Source organism: Sulfurospirillum arcachonense DSM 9755, from assembly GCF_000597725.1.
In the GTDB taxonomy this organism is placed as follows: domain Bacteria; phylum Campylobacterota; class Campylobacteria; order Campylobacterales; family Sulfurospirillaceae; genus Sulfurospirillum_A; species Sulfurospirillum_A arcachonense.
The window spans coordinates 26,285-51,005 of the sequence record NZ_JFBL01000007.1; the positions used below are offsets into that span (position 1 = coordinate 26,285).

General features: G+C 29.2%; 29 protein-coding genes. 4 read left to right on the top strand and 25 right to left on the bottom strand.

Translation table 11 applies throughout. From position 1 onward, the window contains the following. Positions 1–26 precede the first annotated feature (26 nt). The 3 genes from K354_RS0106755 to K354_RS0106765 are packed head-to-tail and all read right to left on the bottom strand — an operon-like array spanning position 27 to position 3,336. Positions 27–599 (bottom strand): ComF family protein, encoded by a 573-nt coding sequence (locus K354_RS0106755; RefSeq protein ID WP_024954742.1) that lies wholly within the window; start codon positions 597–599, stop codon positions 27–29. A gap of 2 nt (positions 600–601) precedes the next feature. Beyond that, on the bottom strand, positions 602–2,395 hold the full coding sequence (gene lepA / locus K354_RS0106760) for a translation elongation factor 4 (protein ID WP_024954743.1): 1,794 nt from the start codon (positions 2,393–2,395) through the stop codon (positions 602–604). A gap of 11 nt (positions 2,396–2,406) precedes the next feature. Beyond that, the gene (locus tag K354_RS0106765; RefSeq protein ID WP_024954744.1) at positions 2,407–3,336 is read right to left on the bottom strand and encodes a ribose-phosphate pyrophosphokinase; all 930 of its coding nucleotides are present in this window, start codon (positions 3,334–3,336) and stop codon (positions 2,407–2,409) included. Positions 3,337–3,478: 142 nt separating this feature from the next. On the opposite strand from K354_RS0106765, the gene K354_RS0106770 reads away from it, so the two are divergent. Beyond that, positions 3,479–4,324 (top strand): DUF4405 domain-containing protein, encoded by an 846-nt coding sequence (locus K354_RS0106770; RefSeq protein ID WP_024954745.1) that lies wholly within the window; start codon positions 3,479–3,481, stop codon positions 4,322–4,324. Positions 4,325–4,326: 2 nt separating this feature from the next. Here K354_RS0106770 and K354_RS0106775 read toward each other — a convergent pair whose 3' ends face one another. After that, positions 4,327–4,506 (bottom strand): YgaP family membrane protein, encoded by a 180-nt coding sequence (locus K354_RS0106775; RefSeq protein WP_024954746.1) that lies wholly within the window; start codon positions 4,504–4,506, stop codon positions 4,327–4,329. Further along, on the bottom strand, positions 4,496–5,092 hold the full coding sequence (locus K354_RS14685) for an NUDIX domain-containing protein (protein WP_024954747.1): 597 nt from the start codon (positions 5,090–5,092) through the stop codon (positions 4,496–4,498). Before K354_RS14685 ends, K354_RS0106775 begins: the two co-directional genes overlap by 11 nt. A gap of 115 nt (positions 5,093–5,207) precedes the next feature. Between K354_RS14685 and K354_RS0106785 the strand changes: the two genes are divergently transcribed. After that, complete coding sequence (locus K354_RS0106785; RefSeq protein WP_024954748.1) at positions 5,208–5,546, top strand: EF-hand domain-containing protein; 339 nt, start codon at positions 5,208–5,210, stop codon at positions 5,544–5,546. 20 nt (positions 5,547–5,566) lie between these two features. Here K354_RS0106785 and mnmA read toward each other — a convergent pair whose 3' ends face one another. The 11 genes from mnmA to aroQ all read right to left on the bottom strand — a co-directional run bounded on the left by mnmA (position 5,567) and on the right by aroQ (position 14,548). Beyond that, on the bottom strand, positions 5,567–6,598 hold the full coding sequence (mnmA, locus tag K354_RS0106790) for a tRNA 2-thiouridine(34) synthase MnmA (RefSeq protein ID WP_281169400.1): 1,032 nt from the start codon (positions 6,596–6,598) through the stop codon (positions 5,567–5,569). Positions 6,599–6,632: 34 nt separating this feature from the next. Next, a complete protein-coding gene (locus K354_RS0106795; RefSeq protein ID WP_024954750.1) occupies positions 6,633–7,367 on the bottom strand; it encodes an LOG family protein in 735 nt (244 codons plus the stop codon). A 3-nt stretch (positions 7,368–7,370) separates the two neighbouring features. Next, the gene (fliY, locus tag K354_RS0106800) at positions 7,371–8,237 is read right to left on the bottom strand and encodes a flagellar motor switch protein FliY (RefSeq protein WP_024954751.1); all 867 of its coding nucleotides are present in this window, start codon (positions 8,235–8,237) and stop codon (positions 7,371–7,373) included. 66 nt (positions 8,238–8,303) lie between these two features. Further along, positions 8,304–9,380 (bottom strand): flagellar motor switch protein FliM, encoded by a 1,077-nt coding sequence (gene fliM, locus K354_RS0106805; RefSeq protein ID WP_024954752.1) that lies wholly within the window; start codon positions 9,378–9,380, stop codon positions 8,304–8,306. Continuing rightward, entirely contained in the window at positions 9,373–10,080 is a 708-nt protein-coding gene (locus tag K354_RS0106810; RefSeq protein WP_024954753.1) for an RNA polymerase sigma factor FliA, read from the bottom strand. Before K354_RS0106810 ends, fliM begins: the two co-directional genes overlap by 8 nt. Next, positions 10,058–10,426, bottom strand: coding sequence for a membrane protein (locus tag K354_RS0106815; RefSeq protein WP_024954754.1), 369 nt, complete (start codon positions 10,424–10,426; stop codon positions 10,058–10,060). Before K354_RS0106815 ends, K354_RS0106810 begins: the two co-directional genes overlap by 23 nt. 10 nt (positions 10,427–10,436) lie before the next feature. After that, complete coding sequence (locus K354_RS0106820) at positions 10,437–11,312, bottom strand: MinD/ParA family protein (RefSeq protein WP_024954755.1); 876 nt, start codon at positions 11,310–11,312, stop codon at positions 10,437–10,439. Further along, positions 11,293–12,567 (bottom strand): flagellar biosynthesis GTPase FlhF, encoded by a 1,275-nt coding sequence (gene flhF / locus K354_RS0106825; protein WP_024954756.1) that lies wholly within the window; start codon positions 12,565–12,567, stop codon positions 11,293–11,295. The genes K354_RS0106820 and flhF overlap by 20 nt, the downstream gene beginning before the upstream one ends. After that, entirely contained in the window at positions 12,568–13,032 is a 465-nt protein-coding gene (folK, locus tag K354_RS0106830) for a 2-amino-4-hydroxy-6-hydroxymethyldihydropteridine diphosphokinase (protein WP_024954757.1), read from the bottom strand. Continuing rightward, positions 13,029–14,063, bottom strand: coding sequence for a M24 family metallopeptidase (locus K354_RS0106835; protein ID WP_174377778.1), 1,035 nt, complete (start codon positions 14,061–14,063; stop codon positions 13,029–13,031). The genes folK and K354_RS0106835 overlap by 4 nt, the downstream gene beginning before the upstream one ends. Positions 14,064–14,071: 8 nt before the next feature. After that, entirely contained in the window at positions 14,072–14,548 is a 477-nt protein-coding gene (aroQ, locus tag K354_RS0106840) for a type II 3-dehydroquinate dehydratase (protein ID WP_024954759.1), read from the bottom strand. An 83-nt stretch (positions 14,549–14,631) separates the two neighbouring features. Here aroQ and mqnF point away from each other — a divergent pair, with 83 nt between their 5' ends. Then, positions 14,632–15,846, top strand: coding sequence for an aminofutalosine deaminase family hydrolase (mqnF, locus tag K354_RS0106845; protein WP_024954760.1), 1,215 nt, complete (start codon positions 14,632–14,634; stop codon positions 15,844–15,846). Further along, complete coding sequence (gene sppA / locus K354_RS0106850; protein ID WP_024954761.1) at positions 15,843–16,694, top strand: signal peptide peptidase SppA; 852 nt, start codon at positions 15,843–15,845, stop codon at positions 16,692–16,694. The genes mqnF and sppA overlap by 4 nt, the downstream gene beginning before the upstream one ends. A gap of 40 nt (positions 16,695–16,734) precedes the next feature. Here the strand turns inward: sppA and K354_RS0106855 are convergent, their stop codons facing one another. The 9 genes from K354_RS0106855 to K354_RS0106895 all read right to left on the bottom strand — a co-directional run bounded on the left by K354_RS0106855 (position 16,735) and on the right by K354_RS0106895 (position 24,695). Then, on the bottom strand, positions 16,735–17,994 hold the full coding sequence (locus tag K354_RS0106855) for a sensor histidine kinase (RefSeq protein WP_245600583.1): 1,260 nt from the start codon (positions 17,992–17,994) through the stop codon (positions 16,735–16,737). 103 nt (positions 17,995–18,097) lie between these two features. Then, the gene (locus K354_RS0106860; RefSeq protein ID WP_024954763.1) at positions 18,098–18,766 is read right to left on the bottom strand and encodes a response regulator; all 669 of its coding nucleotides are present in this window, start codon (positions 18,764–18,766) and stop codon (positions 18,098–18,100) included. Positions 18,767–18,769: 3 nt separating this feature from the next. Beyond that, complete coding sequence (locus K354_RS0106865; RefSeq protein WP_024954764.1) at positions 18,770–19,501, bottom strand: metallophosphoesterase; 732 nt, start codon at positions 19,499–19,501, stop codon at positions 18,770–18,772. A 5-nt stretch (positions 19,502–19,506) separates the two neighbouring features. Beyond that, a complete protein-coding gene (locus K354_RS0106870) occupies positions 19,507–19,962 on the bottom strand; it encodes a hypothetical protein (protein WP_024954765.1) in 456 nt (151 codons plus the stop codon). Beyond that, positions 19,959–20,492 carry a YceI family protein gene (locus K354_RS0106875; protein WP_024954766.1) on the bottom strand — a complete coding sequence of 178 codons (534 nt, stop codon included), beginning with the start codon at positions 20,490–20,492 and terminating at the stop codon, positions 19,959–19,961. Before K354_RS0106875 ends, K354_RS0106870 begins: the two co-directional genes overlap by 4 nt. Further along, on the bottom strand, positions 20,485–21,459 hold the full coding sequence (locus tag K354_RS0106880; protein ID WP_024954767.1) for a hypothetical protein: 975 nt from the start codon (positions 21,457–21,459) through the stop codon (positions 20,485–20,487). The genes K354_RS0106875 and K354_RS0106880 overlap by 8 nt, the downstream gene beginning before the upstream one ends. Next, positions 21,441–23,009: a hypothetical protein gene (locus tag K354_RS0106885; RefSeq protein WP_024954768.1), complete on the bottom strand. Its 1,569-nt coding sequence runs from the start codon at positions 23,007–23,009 to the stop codon at positions 21,441–21,443. The genes K354_RS0106880 and K354_RS0106885 overlap by 19 nt, the downstream gene beginning before the upstream one ends. Further along, entirely contained in the window at positions 22,996–23,616 is a 621-nt protein-coding gene (locus tag K354_RS0106890) for an ABC transporter ATP-binding protein (RefSeq protein ID WP_024954769.1), read from the bottom strand. Before K354_RS0106890 ends, K354_RS0106885 begins: the two co-directional genes overlap by 14 nt. After that, positions 23,613–24,695: an ABC transporter permease gene (locus tag K354_RS0106895; RefSeq protein WP_024954770.1), complete on the bottom strand. Its 1,083-nt coding sequence runs from the start codon at positions 24,693–24,695 to the stop codon at positions 23,613–23,615. Before K354_RS0106895 ends, K354_RS0106890 begins: the two co-directional genes overlap by 4 nt. Positions 24,696–24,721: the final 26 nt, after the last annotated feature.

The following is a 24,721-nucleotide window of genomic DNA, read 5'->3' on the forward strand; positions in this document are numbered from 1 at the left end:
TCTTTATAAAAAGTTTGAAGTAAATTCTATTTATCTTCATTTGCATCAGCTAAAACAATTGCAAAAAGTACATTTACATTGGACTTTTCACATATTTCATTTGCTTCAATAAGAGTATTTCCTGAGGTGACTATATCATCTATCAAAATGACATTAATATTGTCTTTACATGTAAGAGTAAAATCTCTTTTCTCTTTTTTTCTTACATCAAGTTTTTGTCCTGAATATCTTGTTCTATTTTTTGCTCTTAATTTACTATAGAGTGGCCGTAAATACTTACTTAATTCTTTTGTAATAATAGCAGAATGAGAATATCCACTTCTTATATGATCATCAATAGGAAGAGAAAATATATCTTTACATGTAAAGCTTTTTATAAAAGGGAGTACCGCATGTTTACTTAAAAGTGAAAATATTTTTGCACCATGATACGTATGTTTCGTATGAAGGAGGTTTGAAATTTCAGAATATTTATAAAAACTATAAACTATCAGGCCATTTTCTAATACTCTTTTTGAAGGAGTTGGAGTTAATATAGTAGATAAACAGTTTTTACACAGTGGATGCCAACTTATATTTAAACAAAGTTGGCACCTCATAATTAATCTAGTTTTAAAACTGTTAAGAATGCTTCTTGAGGAAGTTGAACCTTTCCTATTGATTTCATTCTTTTTTTACCAGCTTTTTGTTTTTCTAATAGTTTTCTTTTTCTTGTAATATCACCACCATAACACTTTGCAGTAACATTTTTACCCATAGACTTTACTGTCTCACGAGCAATTACTTTATTTCCAATACTTGCTTGAACAGCTACTTCAAAAAGTTGTCTTGGGATTATCTCTTTCATAGCTTTTACAAACTCTCGTCCTTTAGTCTGAGCACTCTCACGTGGAACAATAATAGACAAGGCATCTACTACTTCACCTGCAACAAGAACATCAAGTTTTACTAAGTCACCTTCTCTAAAACCTGATTGGTCATAATCAAAACTCGCATATCCTTTAGATACAGATTTTAGCTTATCGTAAAAATCCATAACAATTTCATTCATAGGAATTGAATACTCTAAAAGAACTCTCTCTGGAGTTAAATAGTCCATTTTTTCTTGAATTCCACGTTTTGTATTGAGTAAGGTAATGATATTTCCCAAAAACTCAGTAGGAGTCAATATAGTTGATTTTACATAAGGTTCTGTTATTTTTTCTATCTCATTAACTGGTGGTAATTGGCTTGGATTTTGTATATCTATAATCTCTCCATCAGTTCTTTCTATTTTATAAGTAACTGTAGGGGCAGTTGCAATTAAATCTAAATCAAATTCCCGCTCTAATCTCTCTTTAACAACTTCCATATGAAGAAGACCAAGAAATCCTACACGAAAACCATATCCCAAAGCAACAGATGTTTCAGGTTCATAAGAGATACTAGAATCATTGAGTTTTAATTTATCAAGAGCATCACGTAAATCTTCAAACTTATCAGTCTCAATTGGATAAATTCCTGCAAATACAAATGACTTAATCTCTTCAAAACCTTCGATTGCTTCTTTAGTTTTATTTTTATAATCAGTAATTGTATCACCAACTTGAACATCACCAATATTTTTAAGTCCAAGAACTACAATCCCAACTTCACCAGTTTTAATAACTTGTGTTTTTTGTAATGCTAAAGGATGAGGATACATAAGGTTTAAAACCTCATGCCTTTTTCCAGTTCCCATAACATAAATATCTTGACCTTTTTTAATTTCTCCATCATATACACGAACAAGAGCAAGGGCACCTAAGTAATTATCAAACCAACTATCATAAATTATTGCTTTTGTTGGTGCATCTTCATCTCCCTCGGGTGCTGGGATAGTATCAACAATTTTATCAAGAAGTTCAGTCACACCTATACCACTTTTAGCACTTACTCCTAAAGCATCTGTACAATCTATGCCAATAGTATGTTCTATCTCGTCTCTAACACGATCAGGATCTGCCGCAGGAAGGTCTATTTTGTTTAAAACAGGTATTATCTCTAAATCATTTTCAAGGGCTAAGTAAACATTGGCAATAGTTTGAGCTTCCACACCTTGACTAGAATCTACTACAAGTAATGCTCCATCACTAGAAGCAAGTGAACGCGATACCTCATAAGAAAAATCAACATGACCTGGAGTGTCAATAAGATTTAATATATATGGTTCACCATCTTTAACATAAGTAAGTCTAACACTTTGCGCTTTAATAGTAATCCCACGCTCTTTTTCTATGTCCATGGTATCCATCATCTGAGTACCCATTTCTCGCATACTTACTGCACCACATTCTTGAATGAGTCTATCTGCTAATGTACTTTTCCCATGATCAATATGAGCGATTATGGAAAAATTTCTAATATTTTTTTGCATTTATACCAATCTTATATAAACAAGCCATTAACGCTTTCATTGTGGTAAACGCGTCTAATAACTTCTGCAAATGTTGGAGCAACACTTAAAACTTTAATTTTTTCACACTCTTGAGTCAAAGGAATAGAATCAGATACTAAAAGCTCATCTAATTCACCTTCTGTAATTCTATCATATGCTGGTCCACTTAAAACTGGATGAGTACAACATGCCATAACACTTGTTGCCCCTTTATCTTTTAAAACTTTTGCTGCTTTTACAATAGTTCCAGCTGTATCAATCATATCATCAACCAAAATAACGTCTTTGCCTTCAACATCACCTATTATATTCATAACTTCTGATTCATTTGCTTTTTCACGACGCTTATCAACAATAACAATATCCACGCCAAGTTTTTTTGCAAAACTTCTTGCACGTGCAACACCACCAATATCAGGACTAGCTATAACAGGATTTTTTAATCCTTTATTTTTAATATAGTCAAGAAAAATAATTGAACCATATAAGTTATCAACTGGAATATCAAAGAAACCTTGAATTTGTCCTGCATGTAAATCAATTGTTACAACTCTATCAATTCCTGCTGTTTCAATCATATTTGCAACTAATTTTGCAGTAATTGGAACTCTTGGAGCTGCTTTTCTATCTTGTCTAGCATATCCAAAATAAGGCATAATAGCTGTAATAGAACTTGCTGAACTTCTACGAAGTGCGTCTGTTAAAATAAGTAACTCCATTAAATTAACATTAGCAGGTGCACAAGTAGGTTGGATGATAAATACGTCTTTTCCTCTTACACTCTCACTAATTTGTACACTAATTTCACCATCACTAAAGCGTTTTATTGATGCTTCAGATAGTGGTAAAGATAGATATTTAGCTACTTTTTTTGACAATTCTGGGTTAGCTGTTCCCGTAAAGACTTTATAGCCTCTCATAATTCGTTTCCTTTGATGATGTTTAAAAGTCTTCCATTTTACTAAAAAAGGTCTTAAAAATACATTTTGCTATATCATTAACAAGCTATTAAGATATACATGTAATAATTATTATTTGAATGATTAAATAAGGAGAATTGTCATGGTAAATTTAAGACGTTTTACATCTTTATGTATTACATTTGCATTTTTGATTATGGTTTATACTGGTATTATGTTGTTTATAGTACCTCAGGGGAAAATTGCTTATTGGACTAACTGGGAATTATTTGGTTTATCTAAAACTCAATATGGCTCTTTACATGTAACATTTATGGTCTTGTTTTTAGTCGGTATGGTTTTACATTTATATCTGAATTGGAAACCTTTAATATCTTATTTAAAAAATAAAAATCAAGAATTTACACTGCTTACAAAAGAGTTTCTTTTATCTCTTATTTTTACTTTAGCTTTTTTATTTGGAACACTTTACGAAATTCCTCCATTTAAAACTTTTTTAGATTTTGAAGATTCTATTAAAACAAGCTGGGAAGAAGATGGAGGAATTCCACCTTATGGACATGCAGAATTATCGAGTCTAAAATCTCTTTGTAAAAAAACAGATATTGACTTAAATAAAGCAATAGCGACATTAAAAAATAAAGGTTTTATAGGAGTTAGTGCAAATAAAAAATTATTGGATATTGCTGAAGAAAATGGATATGCTCCTAATGCAGTCTATAATCTAATTGATATAGAAGAAAATGAAATAATAGAAGAGCATCAAACAAAAAAACAAAATATAAAAATATCAAAAATACCTAAGATGGGCTCAGGACTAGGGAAACTAACTCTTAACGAGGCTAGTCAAAAATATGGTTTAGATCTCAACAAAGCTCTCAATATTATTCACAAAATAGCTCCAAAAATTACTCAAGAAAGTACAATGAAAACTATTGCAGAAGAATTAGAAACTACACCAATGGAGCTTTTTGAAAAACTAATGTAATATTATTTACACGAACTATATTTAAATAAAGGATATAGTGGGCAAAAGCCTACTATTCCTGTTATAAGAGGAATAATCCCTGCATATGCCATAGGCTGATTTGCATAAACAGCATATGCTATCAATGCTGTTCCAGTTACTAATCTATTGATTCTATCTCTTCCTCCCACATTACATTTCAAACTCTTCTCCTTTTGTTTTATAATCTAATACTTCATCTAAAAATATCTCTAAATCTTGTTTTGTTGCTCCAGCAAAAGAGTTCTCTAGAAACTTATTTATTCCTTTTTTATTATGCTCTATAATTGGGACTATTTTGATACCAGTAGTCTCACTCATAAAACGTGATTCATCCCCTTCTTCATAAGCATGGAGTAAAATTGAACGAGAAAAACTACTTAAAATATGATAATAAATATGTAAAAACTCTAACTCATTCACTTCTAGCCCATAAAAATGTGTACATATTTTCCACTCATGAGATGCTATAGGATGAACCTTGTCTTTTTTTATAGTAATTCCAATCTCTTCTTTTATCTCTCTTTTAAGAGCATCAAGTATATCTTCATCTTCTTTCATACCACCACCAGGGAAACCCATACGGCCATCCCATCTGTCTATCATTATAACTGCTGGGCATCTTGTATGTTTTATATCATCTTTAAAATATTTCCAAGGAGCTATGTCTTTTACATATATAGCTAAAAATACTGCATTATTTTTAGCAGGATTTATCTTTCCAAAAGCAATACGTTTTATCTCTTCCAATTGATGTCTCTTCTTTTTCTTCTAAGTATAGTAAAAATATAATAAAAATATCTTATTAACACTGGGTTAAGATAGTAGATATATAATTAACTTATATAAATTAAAAGGATGTATTATGAAAATTTCAAAATTAATTACTCTTTTCTTGGGAATTACTTTATTTGGTTCGGTGTTAAATGCTACAGGTATGAATCCTATACCCTTTAAAGCTTTTGATCATGATAGAAATGGATTCGTAACTAAAAAAGAGTTTATTATTACGAAAAAAGCGCGGATGAAACAAAATACGCATGATGGTAGATTACTAAGAAAATCTCCTAATTTACTAAAATTCACTAGAATAGATAAAAATAGAGATGGTAGGATAACAAAACGAGAATTAATTCATGCCCAACAATTACGTAAACAAAACAAAGTAATTAAGAAAAAAGGTAGAGGCAAAAACTTTAATTAAAAAGAGAGGAAAATTCCTCTCTACTCTATCCAACCACCACCAATAACTTGATTTTTTCTATAAAAAACAGCCATTTGTCCAGCCGCTAAACCTTGAACATCTTCATATAGAGTCACCCTAGCATTTTTTCCCTCTACATGTACACTGCACTTAATCTTAGGACTTCTATATCTGATTTTTACAGAACACTCAAAATCTTGTTCATCTATGAACATATTAATATCTTTAATTTTAAATTCTTTAATATTTAAATCTTCTTTGAGTCCAACTGTAATCTCATTAGTTTTAGCATTAATTGCTGTAACATAATGAGGCTCATGCGCCAGTTTTACATCAAATCCTCTTCTTTTACCTATTGTATAATGCATATAACCTTTATGAGTTCCAACTACCTCACCCTGAGTATTTAAAACATTACCAGGTTTATCTATGTCCATATGTTTTTTTAAAATATCTGTATAAGCATTAGGCACAAAACAAATTTCACTACTCTCTTTTTGAGTAGAAAACTCTTTTAATACTTCTATAGTTGCAGCGAATTTTTTGACATCAACTTTATGCATTGTTCCAAGAGGAAACTCAATAAAAGCTAAATTTTCTTTTTTTACATTTGCTAAAAAATATGTTTGATCTTTACTATCATCAATAGCTTCAGTGATTAATCCATCTTTGATTTGTACATAATGGCCAGTTGCAAGTTTATCCATACCTAACTCTTTTGTAAAATCTAAAAGAGCTCCAAATTTTATATTTCTATTGCACAATACACAAGGATTTGGCGTTAAGCCATTTTTATAAGTATTTACAAATGGCTCATAAACAAAATCATTAAATTTATCACTTAAATCAAGGACATGATATTTAATATCTAGATAATCTGCTACTTTTTTTACTTTTCTTATATTTTCTTCATGGGCAAGTACATCGTCATGTAAACGCATATACACGCCTTCTATATCATGACCAGCATTTTTTAACTTATATGCAGTAACAGTAGAGTCAACTCCACCACTCATTGCAACTAATATTTTTGACATTTTTTTACTCTTTATATTATAAATATTTTAGACCAAAAAACTAAATTATCTATGACTTTTGAATATGGTCTATTGCTTTCTTATAATACTCAGTATCGCTTAAACCACTATTTTTTAAATCATTAATATGTAAAATTAATCTTTCATCTATATCCTGAGCGATTTTATCAAGATTATCTGTAAAAGTTATAAGTTCAATATCTTCAGGATTTATAACTCCATTTTCAACCATTTCATTTTTTATAAAATCATATATTTTATCCCAGTATTGCGTGCCTACTAAGAATATACTTATTTTTGAAATTTTGTTAGTTTGGGTAAGTGTTAATGACTCAAAAAACTCATCTAATGTTCCAAATCCACCAGGAAAAATGACATATGCTAAAGAATACTTTACAAGCATTACTTTTCTTGCAAAAAAGTAATCAAAGCTCAAATCCTTCGTAGTATAGCCATTTCCACCCTGTTCATGTTCTAATTCTATATTTAATCCAATAGATTCAGCTTTACCACTCTCATAAGCTCCTCTATTAGCTGCTTCCATGATACCACTTGAACCACCAGAAATGATATTATAACCCTTATCAGCTAGCATTTTTGAAAGTTTTCTAGCTTCTTTATAATACCTATTCTTTTCATCAAATCTCGCACTACCAAAAAAAGTTACTGATGGACCAATATCTTTAAGTTCATCAAAACCTTTTACAAAATCACTCATTATTCTAAGAACACTCCAAACGTTTGAGCGTTCCGTATCTTTTATATGTTTACTTCCTGATGTCATATACTACCTAAGCTTTTCTAGGCGTTCTCTTTTTGTACCTATTTCACTTATTTGTACACCAAAGTTACCATCTATAATGACAACTTCACCTTGAGCTATAATTTTATCTCCTACAAGAATTTCTAAAGGATCATTAGCAAGTTGATCTAATTCTATGACAGAACCTATATCCATACTTAATACATCTTTTAAAAGCATTTTTTTTGAACCAATTCTTACCCTTATAGGAAGTTTTACATCTTTAATAAGCTCAATATTTTTCATCTCTTCATTTGATAAATTATGAGAATAACTAACCTTCTCATGTTCTACATGTGATGGAACTTCTTCTAAAGCTGGAGAATCTTCTTTTTTTTCACCCATTATTGCGGCTAAAAAATCTGAACTAAATGCAAAAGATATATTATCAGTAGTACTTTGGATTCCCATATCAAATACATACAATTTAGAAAATCCATCAAAATTAATATCACCTGTAGGCTCTATATACCTTATATCATCCACACTAAAAGCAAAATTTGGCATGCTTTTTTGTCCACTTAAAGTAGTCGATAAAGAACCCAGAATATTTGAGATTATCTCTTTTGTTGCATCTAAATCATCATCATCCATCTCTTCTTTTTCAATGCCTTCACCACCAAGCATCATATCTCCAAGAGCCGTTGCTAATATAGCAGATATTGTAATTCTCAATGATGTATCTAAATCACCACTTACACTGACATCTAAGACGGCAAGAGGTGGTAATAATGTTGTTTTATCATCTGCAGATGTCTCTTTATTTAACACTACAGTAGGAGCAATTCCTGTTAAACCTTCAATTGTTGAGACTATTTCACCCTCTAATATCTTTACAAATTCATTTACCATTAATGCCCCTTTTCATTGAACCTAGAGTTGTACTAAAAGTAAACCTCTTTTTATTTTTTTGTTTTATCATATTTCTTTGTTTTCATTATTTTCTTCAGATGTAGCATAAATTTTTTCCATTCTTTTTGATTCTAATTGTTCTAAAACAGATTTAACTTCATCTTTATCAGTTTTTATTAATGATTTTAGTTTTATTGATTTTCTAAATCTATGCAAACCAATTTCTGCTAAAAATAAATCTTTTTTATCTATAGACACTATTGCATGATCATCAGCTGCCCTGTCAAGTATGATAACATCACCTGCTTCAATATCAAGTAATTCTCCTACACTTAAATCAGCTGTGCCTAAAATAGCCTCATTAAAAACTTCTGCACGACTTACAAGTGCATTTAGTTCTTTATTCCTACTCTTTTTAGCACTCGTCTCACCAAGCATAATATCTCTATTGGCTAAGCGTGACAAAATTGGCTCAAGATAGATAACAGGATAACAAAGATTTATCATACCACTAGAATTTCCAATGATAATTTCCATAACAACCATAATTACAATTTCATTTTGACTTACTACTTGCACAACATTTGGACTAGACTCTTTAGTCTCAACAACAGGATACATCTCTGTAATTGGTCCCCATGCTTCTCTAAGTCTTTGCATAACTATTCTTAAAATTGCATCTAATAAGTTTAATTCAATATCTGTTAATTCTCTAGTAGATTCAAATGACTCTCCTAACCCACCTAAAAGTCTATCAATCATAGGAAAAGCTATAGAAGGATTAATTTCTATAACACAGCTTCCATCAAGTGGCTTTATAGAAAAAACATTAAAACTAGTAGGACTTGGTAAACTCATTAAAAATTCACCATAAGTCATCTGATCAACAGAGTGAAGTTGAATTTCAACGATACTTCTCATTATAGAAGAAATTTGAGCAGCAAGATTTCTTGCCATTTTATCATGTATACCTTTTACAGCACGAAGTTGCTCTTTTGATACTCTATTGGGACGTTTAAAATCATAAAGAATTATCTGTCTATCATCACCCTCTTCTCCAGATTCAACAGATTCTGTATCTCCATCTTCTTCAACAACTTCCAATAAGGCATCAATTTCTTCTTGACTTAATATATCAGCCATTGCCTAATCCTAACTCTTCTTTTATTTTTGATAATAATTTTTTATGAATCTGAGAAATTCTAGACTCACTAATTTCTAATATAGCACTTATCTCTTTGAGATTTAATTCTTCAAAGTAGTATAGCTGAATTATCAATTGTTCTCTTTCATTAAACTTCTCCAAAATCCCTTTAATTAAATCAATAAGCTCATCTTTTTCAACCTTCTGAGCAGTATCTTCTTCAGAAAGTATTGTTATTTGCTCATTTATAGGCATTAAAGCAACTACTCTTGTACCACTTCTTGCTTCTTCTATTTTTTCTAAACTTTCTTCTAAGACTTTTGCTAAATACTCACTAGTTGGTTCTTCTTCATACTCACTAAGATATTTTTCAATTTCTCTATCAACTGCTTTTATTAATCTTCTATTTGATCTGCTCATAACATCAAGACTTCTTAAGTAATCAAGCATTGATCCATATACTCTTTTACGTCCATATCCCCAAAAAGAATCATTTTGACTTACATCATATTTACGAGAGAGTTTTATCATTTCCTCAGTAGCAATAGAAATTAAATCATTAACATCAATGGATGATGGTAATCTTTCTCTTAATCTATATGCCATTGCTCTAACCGCAGGCAAGTATTGTAATACTAAATCATCTTGATCTTTTTTTATATGTTTAGAATATGGATTAAGCTGCTTTTTTATGTGCATCTACTTCAGGTTCTTTCTTTTGTTTTGTTTCTTGTTCATATTTTATATTCATTTTTTCTACTTCAAGAAGTAAACTATCCATTCTTTTTTCTCTAACATCTAGTTCACCAACAAAATATTCACTAATTTCTTCATACTCTTTTTTATTAAAAAGACTCACGCCAAAACGTTTTATGTCCACAAAATTCATGATTACAATATGTATAAAAAGATAAAAAAAGAGTGTTATCTCTGCAGTGTAAAGAATAATATCTTCTGGTAATGTAAAATTTATTATCGTAAATATTAAACCAATAAAAAAACCACATACTGTAAAAAAATAAATAAAATTATTTGGACTAACCACTTTTTAACCTTTAAAACTTTTCTATAAGACTCTTTATAAAGTTACCAAAACCTCTGCTTTCGTTGTTATTAAGCACTTTGTGTTCCAATCTATAAACTAAATTATTCACAATCCTTTTTATATCTTGTGAAGCTAAAGAATTTGGTGCATCATCTGTAAAGAGTGTTCTTTGTTTTATACTCTTTGCAATGAGTTTATCCTCAGGAAGACGTCCTAATAAATTTAAACTCAAATTCTTAATATTTGCCATAGCTACTTTAGATATTTTATCATAAATAAGTTCCGCTTCTTTAGAACTCTTTGTCATATTTAATACTAAATGGATAACTGGTTTGACTTTACTTGTTATTTTAATCGTTGCATATGCATCTGTAATAGCTGCAGGATCTGGAACAGTCACAACGATAACTTCATCAGCAGCTTCTAAAAATAGTTGTGTATGTCCACCAATACCAGCACCTGTATCTATTATCATAAAATCCAAATCATCTAAAACCTTTGTCTCTTCAAAAAATCTTTCATATAAAAATTGGTCGTTATATTTTAATATCTCATCTCCACTCTCACCAGGTATTAAAAAAAGATTCTTTTTTACAGAAACAACGATATCTTCAAGTTTTGCTTCACCCTTTAGCACGTGAAGTATATTTTTTTCTATTCTTACATTTAAAATAACATCAAGATTGGCTAATCCTATATCAGCATCAAACAAACCAACTTTATAACCATTTGTAGATAAAACATTAGCTAAATTTGCACTAAGCGTACTTTTTCCAACTCCACCTTTTCCACTTGTTATTGCTATATACTTTGTTTGTTTATTTTTTTTAGTAGATTGTGTACCATCTTTAACAAGTTCTTGAAGTTTATTTGCTTGAGTTTGCATCTTTTTGCTTCCTTTCAAAACCATTTAACATACATTCCACTAAAAAATCACTATTTGCAACTACTATATCATCAGGAACTTCTTGCCCTACTGAAAAGTAACTCACCGGTCTATCTATATCATAAATCAAAGAAAATACTGTTCCAAAAACTTTTGTTTCATCAAATTTTGTAAAAACAAGTGTATCAATATCTAAAAATGAAAAGTTTTTATAAATCTCTTTTAAATCTTCTAATTTGCTTCCTGCAGAAAGCACTAAATTAACATCTATTTCATAATCACTATTTTGAATAAACTTACTTAATTTTGATAATTTATCTTTATCATACTGAGAGCTCCCTACAGTATCTATTAATATAACATTACAATGACTTAAAGAACGAAGTGCATTGTTAAAATCACTTGGATCTACAACATCTTCTATTGGAAGTCTCATCATTTTTGCATACTGAAAAAGTTGTTCTACAGCACCTATTCTATAGGTATCGAGTGTAATAATGCCTACCTTATCTCGTTTTTCTTTTATATATGAAAAACGAGCAGCTAATTTTGCTATAGTTGTTGTTTTGCCAACTCCTGTTGGCCCTACGAACATGATAAGTTTTTTACTTCCTTTGGGAACTTCCCTCTCATGACGAACAGGAACCATTTTACGAAGAAGCACTTGAAAATATCTTTTGATTGATTCACTACTTTGTCTCATCTTCTGAGGCATATGCTCAAGAGTCAACTTCATTATATTATCCAAATGGTCTGGTCCCATACCACTTGTTTTTGCTAACTTATATATTTCAGAAAACTCTGGTGGTATTGCTAAGTTATTTCTCTGTGGTGCTTTTTCTTCCCAAAACATTTCTTGAATAAGTTTAATTTTATCTGCAAGTTTTGTTATTTCTACTTTTATATCACTTACATCTTCATCTTTTCTACTTTTTTCTTCTATAGAAATATTGGTTTTTCTTTTACCGGGCATACTCTCATCAGTTACTCTGGCAATCTGAGAAATTTGTTTTGCTGCTTCTGATATATTGAGTAATACATCTTCGCTGCTTTTTAAATTTTCTTTTTTAGGAACTTGAGGAGCTGCTACTTTTGCATCTTCTACTGCTACAACAACTTCATAAAGAGCAGGGGCATTCACTGTCTTTTTTTTCACTTGTTTAGTACTGACAACTAAGGCATCTTCACCACACTCTATTTGTGCTTGTTTTAAAGCAGCTGCTGGTGTTTCTGCACTAAAAGTTAAAAACTTCACCTATATTTTCCTTTTCAAGTTTAAAAGTGGTAGAACCACGGACTCTCGCTCAAACCACTTAGGGTGTGGTATCACTAAATTTTTACTTCGAATTTGCATATTATTAAAAAATATTATATCCAAATCAAGTGTTCTTGGGGCATTTTTAAAACTTCTCTCTCTTTTAAAAATCTTTTCTACATGTAAAAGAAATTTTAAAAATGCCTTTGCACTCATAGACGTTCGTAAAACAATAATAGCATTGTAAAAATCATCTTGTTCTAAGTATCCAAAAGGTGGATTCTTTAAAATCGAAGATGTTTCACTTATACTTATCAGTGGGCATTTTAAAAGATACATGTAAAGATTTCTAAATCTTTTTCTCATATCACCCTTATTTCCACCAATGCCAACTACTGCTTTATATTTATAATTTTTATTTTCATTTTTTACAATAGGAAAAAACCTATCACAAAAAAATGTCATTGACCAATAACCTCAGCACCACCGTTTGTAACAACTATTGTATCTTCGATTCTTACACCAAATTCATCTGGAAGATAAATCCCAGGCTCAATTGTAAAAATCATTCCTTCTTCGAGTATAGTTTCACTTTTGGAAGATATTATTGGTAACTCATGGATATCTAAACCAACCCCATGACCAGTAGAGTGAATAAAAAACTCACCAAAACCAGCTTTATCAATCACTTCTCTACAAGCAAAATCAACTTCACAAGCTTTTATACCTGTTTGAACTTTTTTTATGCCAGCTTCTTGTGCTTTTAAAACAGTATCATAAATCTTTTGCTGTTTTGCATCACTAAAGGTTTGAATTTTAGAAAAATTTATCTTTTTATCAAACTGTGCTGTTCTTGTTCTATCTGAACAATATCTTTTATACTTCACACCTGCATCAAAAAGAATTAAATCATTTATTTCAAGAGAATCATTTGAAGGAAGAGCATGACACTTTGCAGCATTTCTTCCTAATGCAAAAATAGGAGAAAAACTTAATTCATATTCACCTTGTTTTTTCAAAATATTTTCTGCTTCATAATGTAATCGTTGTTCACTTGCACCTAAAGAGTTTTCATTAAGATACTTTGCAAATCTATCAAAAGCATCTGCGCCAATGCTTGAAGCATGTCTTAAAATATCTAACTCTGTATCACTCTTTATTATCCTTTTTTCTTGTGAAAAATTAGGAACTTGTTTAAAATTTACTTCATCTAAATCTAAAGTAAATTTTTCATATTTTGCTAAGCTCCACTCATTTGGATTAAAAACAAGCTCTTTTATATTTGATTTTTTTATAAACTCTCTTACTGTTATAAACAAATCTCTTCTATCCCCAACAATAACCTCTGCATTTTGAATATACTCTTTTGCTTCAGTATCATATCTAGAATCTGTTATAAAAAAAGCTTCACTTCCAAGTTTTAAAAAGACAACATTATCACATGAAAAGCCGCATTCATAAAATACGGCATTTTCATCTCTTAAAATAAAGTTCATTATTATACTTAAGCTTCTGCTTGTACTTTTTGAGCTTCTTTTGCTGCTTGAATTTCACCTAAAATTTGTGTCATAGAAATCATTGCTAAATGGTAACCAAATGGACCAAAACCAACAATTTGACCTGCACAAACTGGAGCAATTAAACTTTTACTTCTAAATTCTTCACGTCTATGAATGTTAGAGATATGAACTTCTACTACAGGCATTGCTGCTGCTGCAACTGCATCTCTAATTGCAATTGATGTATGAGTATATGCTGCTGGATTGATAATAATACCATCAGCATCACCAATACACTCTTGAACTTTATCAACAATCTCACCTTCTAAATTAGATTGAAAAAATTCTATTTCAATTTTATTTTGTTTTGCAATATTTTCCATTTGAGTATGAATCTCTTCTAATTTCATTGGGCCATAGATATTTTGTTCTCTATGTCCTAATAGATTTAAATTTGGACCTTGAATTACTACGATTTTCATTAAACACCTTTATATAAATTTTTGCTATTATACCTATTCTTAGCATAATTTAAGTATAATTCAAAAAAAATACAAGGACAAATTTGAAGATAATAAATGCAAGTTACATCCTTACATGTAACGATGAATTTGAAATTTCAAAAGATAAAGCAATTTGTTTTGATGAAAAAATTATAGATATAGATAATATTGAGGTTTTGAATGTAAAATATCCTGATGCAGAAATAATAAATCTACCAAAAAATTCTGTGCTTATGCCAGGACTTATTAACCCTCATGTTCACTTAGAATTTAGTGCAAACAAATCTTCTTTAACTTATGGTGATTTTATAGCCTGGTTAAATTCAGTTATCGTAAAAAGGGATGATTTACTTTTGGCTTGTACAGATGAAATTATAGAGGAACAGTTAAAAATCATGCAAAAAAGTGGTACTACTTCTATTGGTGCTATTAGTAGTTTTGGTAAAGATTTTGAAGCATGCCTAAACTCTCCTCAAAGAGTTGTGTTTTTTGCAGAAGTTTTAGGAAGTCGTCCTGATGCAGTGGATATACTTTTTAATGATTTTTTATCAAGACTAAGAGCTGCACAAGATCATCAAAGTGAAAGACTTATCCCTGCTATTTCTATTCATTCACCATACTCTACTCATCCAATTTTAGCTCGTAATGCACTTGATATTGCAAGAAAATATAATTATGTCGTTTCAACTCACTTTATGGAAAGTGTAGCTGAGAGAAATTGGTTGGATAAAGGAGATGGGGATTTTAATAACTTCTTTTCAAATTTTGCACCAAACTCAAAACCTATGAGCAATGCAGATGATTATATAAAACTTTTTAAAGGCTGTAAAACACTTTTTACTCACTGCGTCCAAGCAACTCCAAAAGAAATTAAAGAAATAGAAGATGAAGGAGGAAGTATCACTCACTGTCCTGTTTCTAATAGACTTCTTGGAACAGGTAAACTCAACATTAGAAATATTAACAACCTGACAATCGGAACAGATGGTCTAAGCTCCAACATCTCTTTAAATCTTTGGGATGAATTAAGAGCAGTAATTTTAACACATGAAAAACAAGATATTAATTCACTTGCAAAAAAATCTCTTCTTGCTGTTACGAAAAATGGAGCAAATGCACTCAATCTAAACTGTGGTGAAATAAAAAAAGACACTTTGGCAGACTTTATAGTATGTGAACTGCCAGAGGATGTTTACTGTGAAGAAGACATTCCTTTAGAACTAATTCTCCATACTAAAACAACCCACTCGACTTATATAGGAGGTAGGAAATTATGATAATTTTTAGATGGATAGGCAACTTCATAAGTTATATCCATAACCATTTCAAAGCTATGCTTTTTCTTCTTTTATTGTTTTTTATATTTAACCCTTTAAACAAAGAAACATTACAAAAAGCAAATCTAGCAACAATACGAATTGAAGGTCAAATAAATCAGATAGACACCATCTTAGCAAATATTGAAAAAGCAGCACTTAATAAAAATATAAAAGGTGTATTACTTAGAGTAGACTCTCCAGGAGGTGCTTTGGCCCCTTCAATTGAACTTAGTATGGCTGTTAAAAGATTAAATCAAATTAAACCTGTTGTTGCATATGCAGCTGGGAGTATGACAAGTGGAAGCTATTATGCATCTATTTGGAGTAAAAAAATTATAGCAAATCCTGGAGCTTTTATAGGTTCAATCGGCGTATTATTCCAAGCACCAAACATTAAATCACTTGCTGATAAACTAGGAATTAGTGAACAAGTTATAACAGCTGGTGAATATAAACAAATGGGAACATTTACAAGAGAGTGGAATGAAAAAGAAAAAATGGCTCTTAAAGAACTTATAAGTGATGCTTACACTCTTTTCACAACAGATGTAGCAAATGCAAGAAATCTTAAAATAGAAGATACAAAAAGTTTTGCAAATGCAAGAGTTTTTATTGCACAAAAAGCAAAAAAAGAGGGCCTTATTGATGAAGTTGGATCTTTATACACTGCCCAACTTGAATTAGAAAAAATTAGTGGTGTTCAAAATCCTATTTGGGAAAAACCAAGTGAAATGGATATGTTTTTACAAGAATTAAAAGGTGTCAATGCCTTAAGCTTTTTTAATATTAAAAGTTCTCTACGATAAAAGAGTATTTCACAATACTCTTTTATTTACATGTAAAGGTTTATACAAAAAAAGCAAAAGTAACTATAGTGCCTTCATTCTCTTTACTTTGAAGTTCAACCTTTCCACCGTGTAATGTAACAATCTTTTCACAAATTGCCATTCCTAGACCAGTTCCTCCTGAATTTTTGTTTCTGCTTTTATCAGTTCTATAAAATTTTTCAAATATTTTTTTATGTTCTTTTTGAGGAATTCCAATACCAAAATCTTGAATACTGATAATATATTTCTCATCCTTTATATAATTTTCAACTATGACATTTTCATTTTCATGACTAAAAAGAATGGCATTTTTTATAATATTTTTTATAGCCACTTTAAGTAATTTTGAATGCCCTTGCATCTGCATAGCATCTTTTATTTCATACTCTATACTCACATTTTTTAACTTTGCAAAACTCTTAAGTTCATTTATTGCCTCAAGTGTTACTTCATCTAAATATATTAACTCTTTAGAATTACTATTTAAAGGTTCTTCAGACTTTGCTAAAAAAAGTAAATCATCAATAGTGCGTTGTATAATTAAAATTTCTTCTAAATTATTTTCTAAAATCTCTTTATACTCCTGAGTAGTTCTCTCTTTTCTAAGTCCTACTTCGATCTCTCCTCTTATAATAGTAAGTGGCGTTTTCAGTTCATGTGAAGCATCGCTACTAAATTGAGAAATTTTATCAAAAGAAATTTCCAGTCTTGATAAGAGGCTATTAATCTCTTTACTTAACAAGTCTATTTCATCATTGTTATCTAAAGTTTCTAGTCTTTTTGATAAATCTGTTGCATTGATTTTTTTTAAATTCATTAAGATTTCGTTAATTGGTAAAAATGATTTATAAATTAAAAAATATCCTCCTGTAGTTGATAAAATCAATACAATTGGAACTATAAAAAATAGAATATACAAAAGATTTTCTAAAGTATTATTAAAATAATTTTGATTTGTAGCAACTTCTATCACATAATCTATATTTTTTATATCTATTTTCACTCTACTAATAACATAATGATTTTGATGTTCAAAAGTAATAGTTCCTTGTTTTAAAAATTTTAAATCTGAATATTGACTAGAAATATTTTTAGGAAATGTTAAAGAACTTATGGTTTCTAAAGAATCACTGACTTTTAATAACCTAAAATACAAAGGCTCAAATTTATACTCATTTTCTTCATTAAAATTAATGCTATGAAGTTCATTTTTATGATGTACTATATCATCTGCAACATCTAATACAATCACTCTTAAAGTAGTTTTTAACTTATCCATGGTAGCTATATCTAAAGATTTATATAAAGAAAAAGAGAAAATACATAAAACAATAAGTTGTATAAAAAAGCCGTAAATAAGTAACTTTTTTTTAATAGATAACTTATTCATCACATATCTTAAAACCTAAACCTCGTACAGTTTTAATCAACTTCTGCTCATAAGGTTTATCAATTTTATTTCTTAGTCTATAAATATATACATTTACCGTATTACTTAAATTCATTTCATCAATATTGCTTAATGATGAACTTATCAATGTTTCAGATAAGACTCTACCTTTATTTTTTATTAAAAATTCTAAAAGAGAAAACTCTTTTGCGGTTAATACTATATTATCGCCGTTTCTTTTTGCAGTTTTTTGCAATAAATCTAACTCAAGATCTGCAATTTTTAATTTAATATCAGATGTGTTTTTTGCTCTTAATTGTACTCGAATTCTTGCTAATAGTTCAGCAAAGGAAAAAGGTTTTGCTAAATAATCATTAGCCCCTACATCTAATCCAATTATCTTATCTTCGATAGAATCTTTCGCTGTTAACATGATTATTGGTGTTTGAATATTAGAAGAGCGTAATGTTTTGCATACTTCCATACCATCTTTAACTGGGAGCATAATATCTAATAAAATTAGATCATAATTATTTGTAGAAGCCAGATATATACCTTCATCACCATTGAGTGAATAATCAACTGTATAACTTTCTTCTTTTAAGCCTTTTTTCAAAAAATTTACAATTTTTATATCATCTTCTATAATTAAAATTTTCATAATTTATTGTACCTTTTTTGAAATTAATTTTAAAATAGTCATTTCTGCTTTTGCTTTATACCTATAATCAATACCCCAAGTACCTAATCCTTTATTGACATAAATAGCAGTTTTATTCACATAAAAAAGGCCATTTAAAAAAGGTTGTACTAAACGCACAAGATAATGAAAAGGAAAAATTTGTCCTCCATGAGTATGTCCACATAAAAAAAGCTCCGTTTGTGAATTAACAGCTATTTTATAATCTTTGGGCTGATGTGCTAAAAATATCGATGGGCTACTTTTTTTTAATATATTTTTTATTTTTTTTTCATCTCTTTTGTGACCAAAAAATTTCGAAAATCGATCACTTAAACCTATTATATTTATACTATTACCCTTAAACTCAATTGTTTTTATTTGGTTATCTAAAAAAATAAAATTACTTAGAACTTTTTGAAGTGAAGACAAGCCGTAAAAGAGATCATGATTGCCACTAATATAATAAACACTTTTTGATATAGAATTTAAAATTTGCAATTTTTCTTTGATAAATTTTACTTTACAATCTATAATATCCCCAGTCAATGCTATAAAATCAACCTCTAAATCATTACACTGTTTTACTAATAACTTCAATACTTCACTATTCGTTTTTTTATTGATATGCAAGTCACTTAAGTGAAGTATTCTAAGGTTGTTTAAAGAAGTATTCTCTACAAATACTTCTAAAACAGTAGGTTCTACAATATGCATCTTGATTACTCAAAAACTTTTGCTAAATCTTCTTTTGTTGTAATGAAATTTATACTTTTGATAACTCCATTTTCAAGTTTATAAATTGTTGATTGATCTTCTTTATGTAAAAATCTATCATCATTTTCTTTATATATTAGTAAGATGTCATGCTTATAATCTCTCATTTTAGGAAGAGCGAACAACTTTGTAATAATTGAAGGCATCAAAGAAATATCTGCAATAAATACTGCTTTATGCTCTTGTAAAAAACTTGGTTCCTTTGATGCCAAAAAATCATTAACCAGCTTACCTGTATCTTTTTCAAAAGAGACTATTATAATTTTTGCTTTATTATCTACAACATGAACTTTGTCAAATTGATCTGGTAAAGAAAAACTACCAATAGTATCACTAACTTTAAAACTAGCTCCAAATATATATACTGAAAATAGTGTTAAAAATAAGATTTTTTTTATCATTTATTTACCTTTTTATATGTTAAATTATAAGTTATATCTATTTGGTCTCTCACAGTTAAAAACAATAATGTTGGTGGTGTCATATCATACTGTGTTAATTGAATAGAGAAATTTCCTTCTAAACTCAAGTTATTACTATCTTGTTTGATTGAAGCTATGGAAAGGACATCTTTTTGAACTCCATTAAGCGTTAAAACACCTGCTATTTGGTAATCATCTTTTATTTTACTTATTTCTTTTATTTCATATGAAATAGTTTTATGAAGTTGTGTATTTAAAAGCTCATACATATGCTCATCTCTATCTTTTTTATCACTATTTAAAGAAAGAGTATCAATAAATATTTTGCCTCTTAGTGACTCTATATTAGCATCTATCATAAGTTTTGAGTGAATCTCTTTTGTACTTGGATTAATATTACTATCACCAAATATCTCTGTATGTGCTGATATATTTCCCTTTTGTAAAGTTAAATCTGAGGCATTTGCCCAAAGACAAGTTACTAAAACAAAAATAACTATTCTATACATGACGTATCTCCTTATTTATTATACTTAATTTCTCATAAGATATGATGATTCTAAAAAATGCAATTAAAAATATAATTGGTACAAATAAAATCAAATTTTCTACAGCAACAAATAAACCTGTCCCAGAAGCTATCCATCCAATAAATACCATATAAATTGATATTGTTTTTAAATCTTTTTTCAATATTGTTTGAAGTATGACAACATTATAATAAGAAATAACAAACGGATAGACAATAGCTAATATATTAGCTTCTCTCAAAAAATATAAGAGATAACTTATAGCAAACAGCACCATTATCAATAACTCTTTTTGATTCTTTTCTAATTTCACACCTAAAGCTGCTATGACCCCCACAATGTGAAACAGAGCAATCTGAGAACTATAACCACCTCTCCATATAGAAATACTTAAATCTCTAGAAAGGGATTCAAACAAAGCAGAGTCTAAAAACACCCACAAAACCATAGCAAAGAGTGAATAATTTTCATATTTCATTCTAGAAACTTTTTGTTTTGGTAAAAATCTTGAACAGACTAAAGTTATGAGACTTAAAACTATAGCTATACTCCCTCGCTCAGAAGCTTCATAATTAAATAAGAAAGTTCCAACAACATAAGAAAGACTCAAAGATAATCCTATATCCAAAGCCGTAGCTTTTTTTAACTCATTAATTATAAGTGGAGCTAAAGCTCCAACACTAATGCCTAAAATAAAAAGCATAATAAAAGAGAATTGGGGATATAAAAAACTCATAATAAGCTGAATAATTAGAAAAAATAATATTTTATTTGAATTAGATGTTTTTATGTAAAAGCTTAAAAAAGAACCTAATACTCCACCTATAGGAAGTGACGCAATCAAATAAATATTTGATGAAAAATACTCAACAATACCCGTTTGAGCAATAAGTAAATAATAACACAACTCAGAAGCTATAAAAAGCACTAGAATGAATCTTTGCATAACATCTTTCCTTTCTTTAAAAAAACTACATAAAAAAGTGCAAATACCAAATCAAATACACAAATAACTAAAGCTTCTTTCCCTAAAATATTTGCTGAATACAAAGAAAAGAATACTGCGCTTATAAAAACTCTTATTAATGCTGTAAGCGAGGTCAAAATATCTTCATGTTCTTTATATTTTAAAGCCATAAAATGAATAACTCCTGTAAGACTTACAAAAGCAAATACAATGTACTGGTACTTTCCATCAAAAGGTATTTGCATATAAGGGTATATAAAACTTGCTAATAAAATTAAAAATACCCCTCCTAAACCATCATTTAAAACCCCTAGTACATTGTATATTTGTAAATTCGTTGCTTTGATTTTATAATCTATAAATACGATAATAGATGCAAACGTGATAATTCCAAAGAATGTTCGTGCCATCCAAAGTTGCAAGATATCAATATCTATAAAACCTGCTTGTGATAAACCACTCACACTTAAAACACTAAAAATACCGAGCATACCTAAAAGATACACAGTATAAAAAAAGTTTTTTTGAAGTTCTTTTATATATTGTGTAAACATAGCAATTACCATAAAAAATGCACCTATACCCATGGCTACATGAGCGTGAGCTACCACTAAATCATTTCTATGAAATACCCATCGTAGTTCTGGAATAAAAAGAATATTGCCTTCAATATCTACAAATACAAAGGCTAAAATTGATACAAGAAGAGCTTTTTTAGCAAATCCTTCAATATGAGTATCCTTATACCACTTGTAAAGTAATGGCACATACAAAAATGTTAAATACTGTAAAAACCACTCTTGATTATAAGTAAGTGGCACAAAAAAGATTCTATACAAAACAGAAGAAAAATAAAAAATAGTAGGAATAATCCAAAAAATATTCCACTTAGCAACAAATTCACCTTTATTGAGTAATTTTATAATCAAATAATACAAAGGGATCATCGATAAACTCATTCCTAAAGTATTATCTCCATGAGGTCCACTTATCGTTCTTTCAACTTGACCGATAATAGGATTCATTAAAATCAACAGTGTAATTGGCGCAATAATTACTATCTTTAAACATACTTTTACCCAAGTAGGTAACACCTTATATTGTTTAATAAACTTAAATAAAGCGATAATATAAAAAACACCTGCGAGTGCTAAAATAAAATTCAATTCATAAGGAAAATCATAAAAAGCTAAACCTCTTGTATTTCCAAAAAGAAGTGAGAAAATCATAAATATTAAAAATATATACCAAAAAATTGTATATAAATTTAAATAATGGAGTCCATCACTGCAACTTCCGACTTCTTTATTAATAATTAAAAAAGGAAGATACGAAAGCATTAATGTCACAAAACCATAAAGCATTAAACTAATATGGATTGATCTCATATTTGAAGGTAACAATGTTTGTGAATCTATAAAAATACCCAGTAAATTTAAAGAGTATATAATGCCAAAAAACAGTCCTAATGCAAAAAATACAAAAGATATTTTAAAATTTCTTTGAATAAAACTATTAAAGTTGTCCATCTTTCACCTCATATATTGTGTCTGCTAATGCAGCTAATTTTAAATCATGAGTTGCAACTATAATAATAGTCCCCTCATTTGATAACTTTTTAAACAATTCAAATACCTTTAACGAATTTTTAGAATCAAGGTTTCCGGTAGGCTCATCTGCAAATATAACAGTAGGTTTATTCATCATTGCACGCGCTATAGCTACTCTTTGCCTTTGTCCCCCTGATATTTCACTTGGATATTTATTAACTAATTCTTGAATATCTAATTTTTCTAAAAGTGTGTTAATTTCTTCTTCACTGACTTTTTCATTCGCAATTTTTAAATTATCTTTTACATTAAGATAATTGATTAGATAATGAAACTGAAATATAAATCCAATATTTGTTTGTCTAAAGGTATCTATATTTTCTATCTCTTTATAATTTGTATCATTGAAGATTACATCTCCCTCACTTGGTTTTAAAAGTGTTGATAAGATAGAAAGTAAAGTAGACTTTCCACTGCCACTCTCTCCTATTATCGATACAAATTCACCCTTTTTTATCTCAAGGTTTACTCTGTTTAATGCTAAATCATTATTGTATTTATGAGTTATATCTACTGCTTTTATCATATTCTATTACCTTGTATTAAACTAACAGGATCAGTTTGAGCCGCATTAAATGCTGGAATAATAGCTCCTATAACAGCCATAGAAATGGAAGTTAGAAAAATACTTAAAGCCAATGAAAAAGTTATCTCCCCATTTACATAACCTTGTAAATGAGAAGAATGTTTTATGAGATAAAGAGCAAATTCAGATAACAAAAATGCACTTACAAAACTTAAACATCCTAATATCAAACTTTCAAACATAATTGAATAAATAATCTTTTTCATAGAGATACCTAATGCTCTTTTTATACCAAATTCACTTTTTCTTTGATTTATAGTGATACTCATAATACTTACAATTCCAAGTAAGCCCATGGCAAAAGCAATTAATGAAATAACATTTGAAGACGTTTTGATGATTTTAAATTGATTATAATTATCTACAAAATTATCTGTAGATTTTGCATCGATATTAGTATCTAAAGATTTAATATTTTTTATTAAAAGTTCTATATTAGCATTCAAATCACTATTAACCATTATCATAGAAGCACTTTTATTAAATATTTTTCCTGCTTCATCAATATTTATAACAACACTCCCATTTTCAAAGCCTACATCACTTGTAAAAACTCCCGATATTTTAAAATCTTTATTTGCAATAGAAATACTATTTTTATTTTTTAGATTCGTATATATTGCTTCTCCAACAAGAGCTTCATTTTGCTTTGGATAATTATTTTTTATAAGTTTATAATTCTTTAACCTATTTTTAGTCACTCCATAAACAGCAACTATTGGTAGTTTTTCAACTGGTGATGCTCCTACTATCATTGCTGATGATTCTTTAACACCATTGAGTCTATCTATCTTGTTTATAAGATTAATATCAACATTAGAGAAGAATGTATCAGAAATCTTTGCTTGAGTTATTATGATATCACCATCGCTTTTAAGCATACTACTATACATACTTATAATCCCACTAGAAATTGCACTTATTAAAAATATAGATACAATTGAAAAAATGAGGCTAAAGTATATAAGAGTTGTTTTTAAAGCATTCGCTTTTAAAGCTTTTATTGCATTACTTAACAAACTATTCCTTTATATTTTTTGTAAAT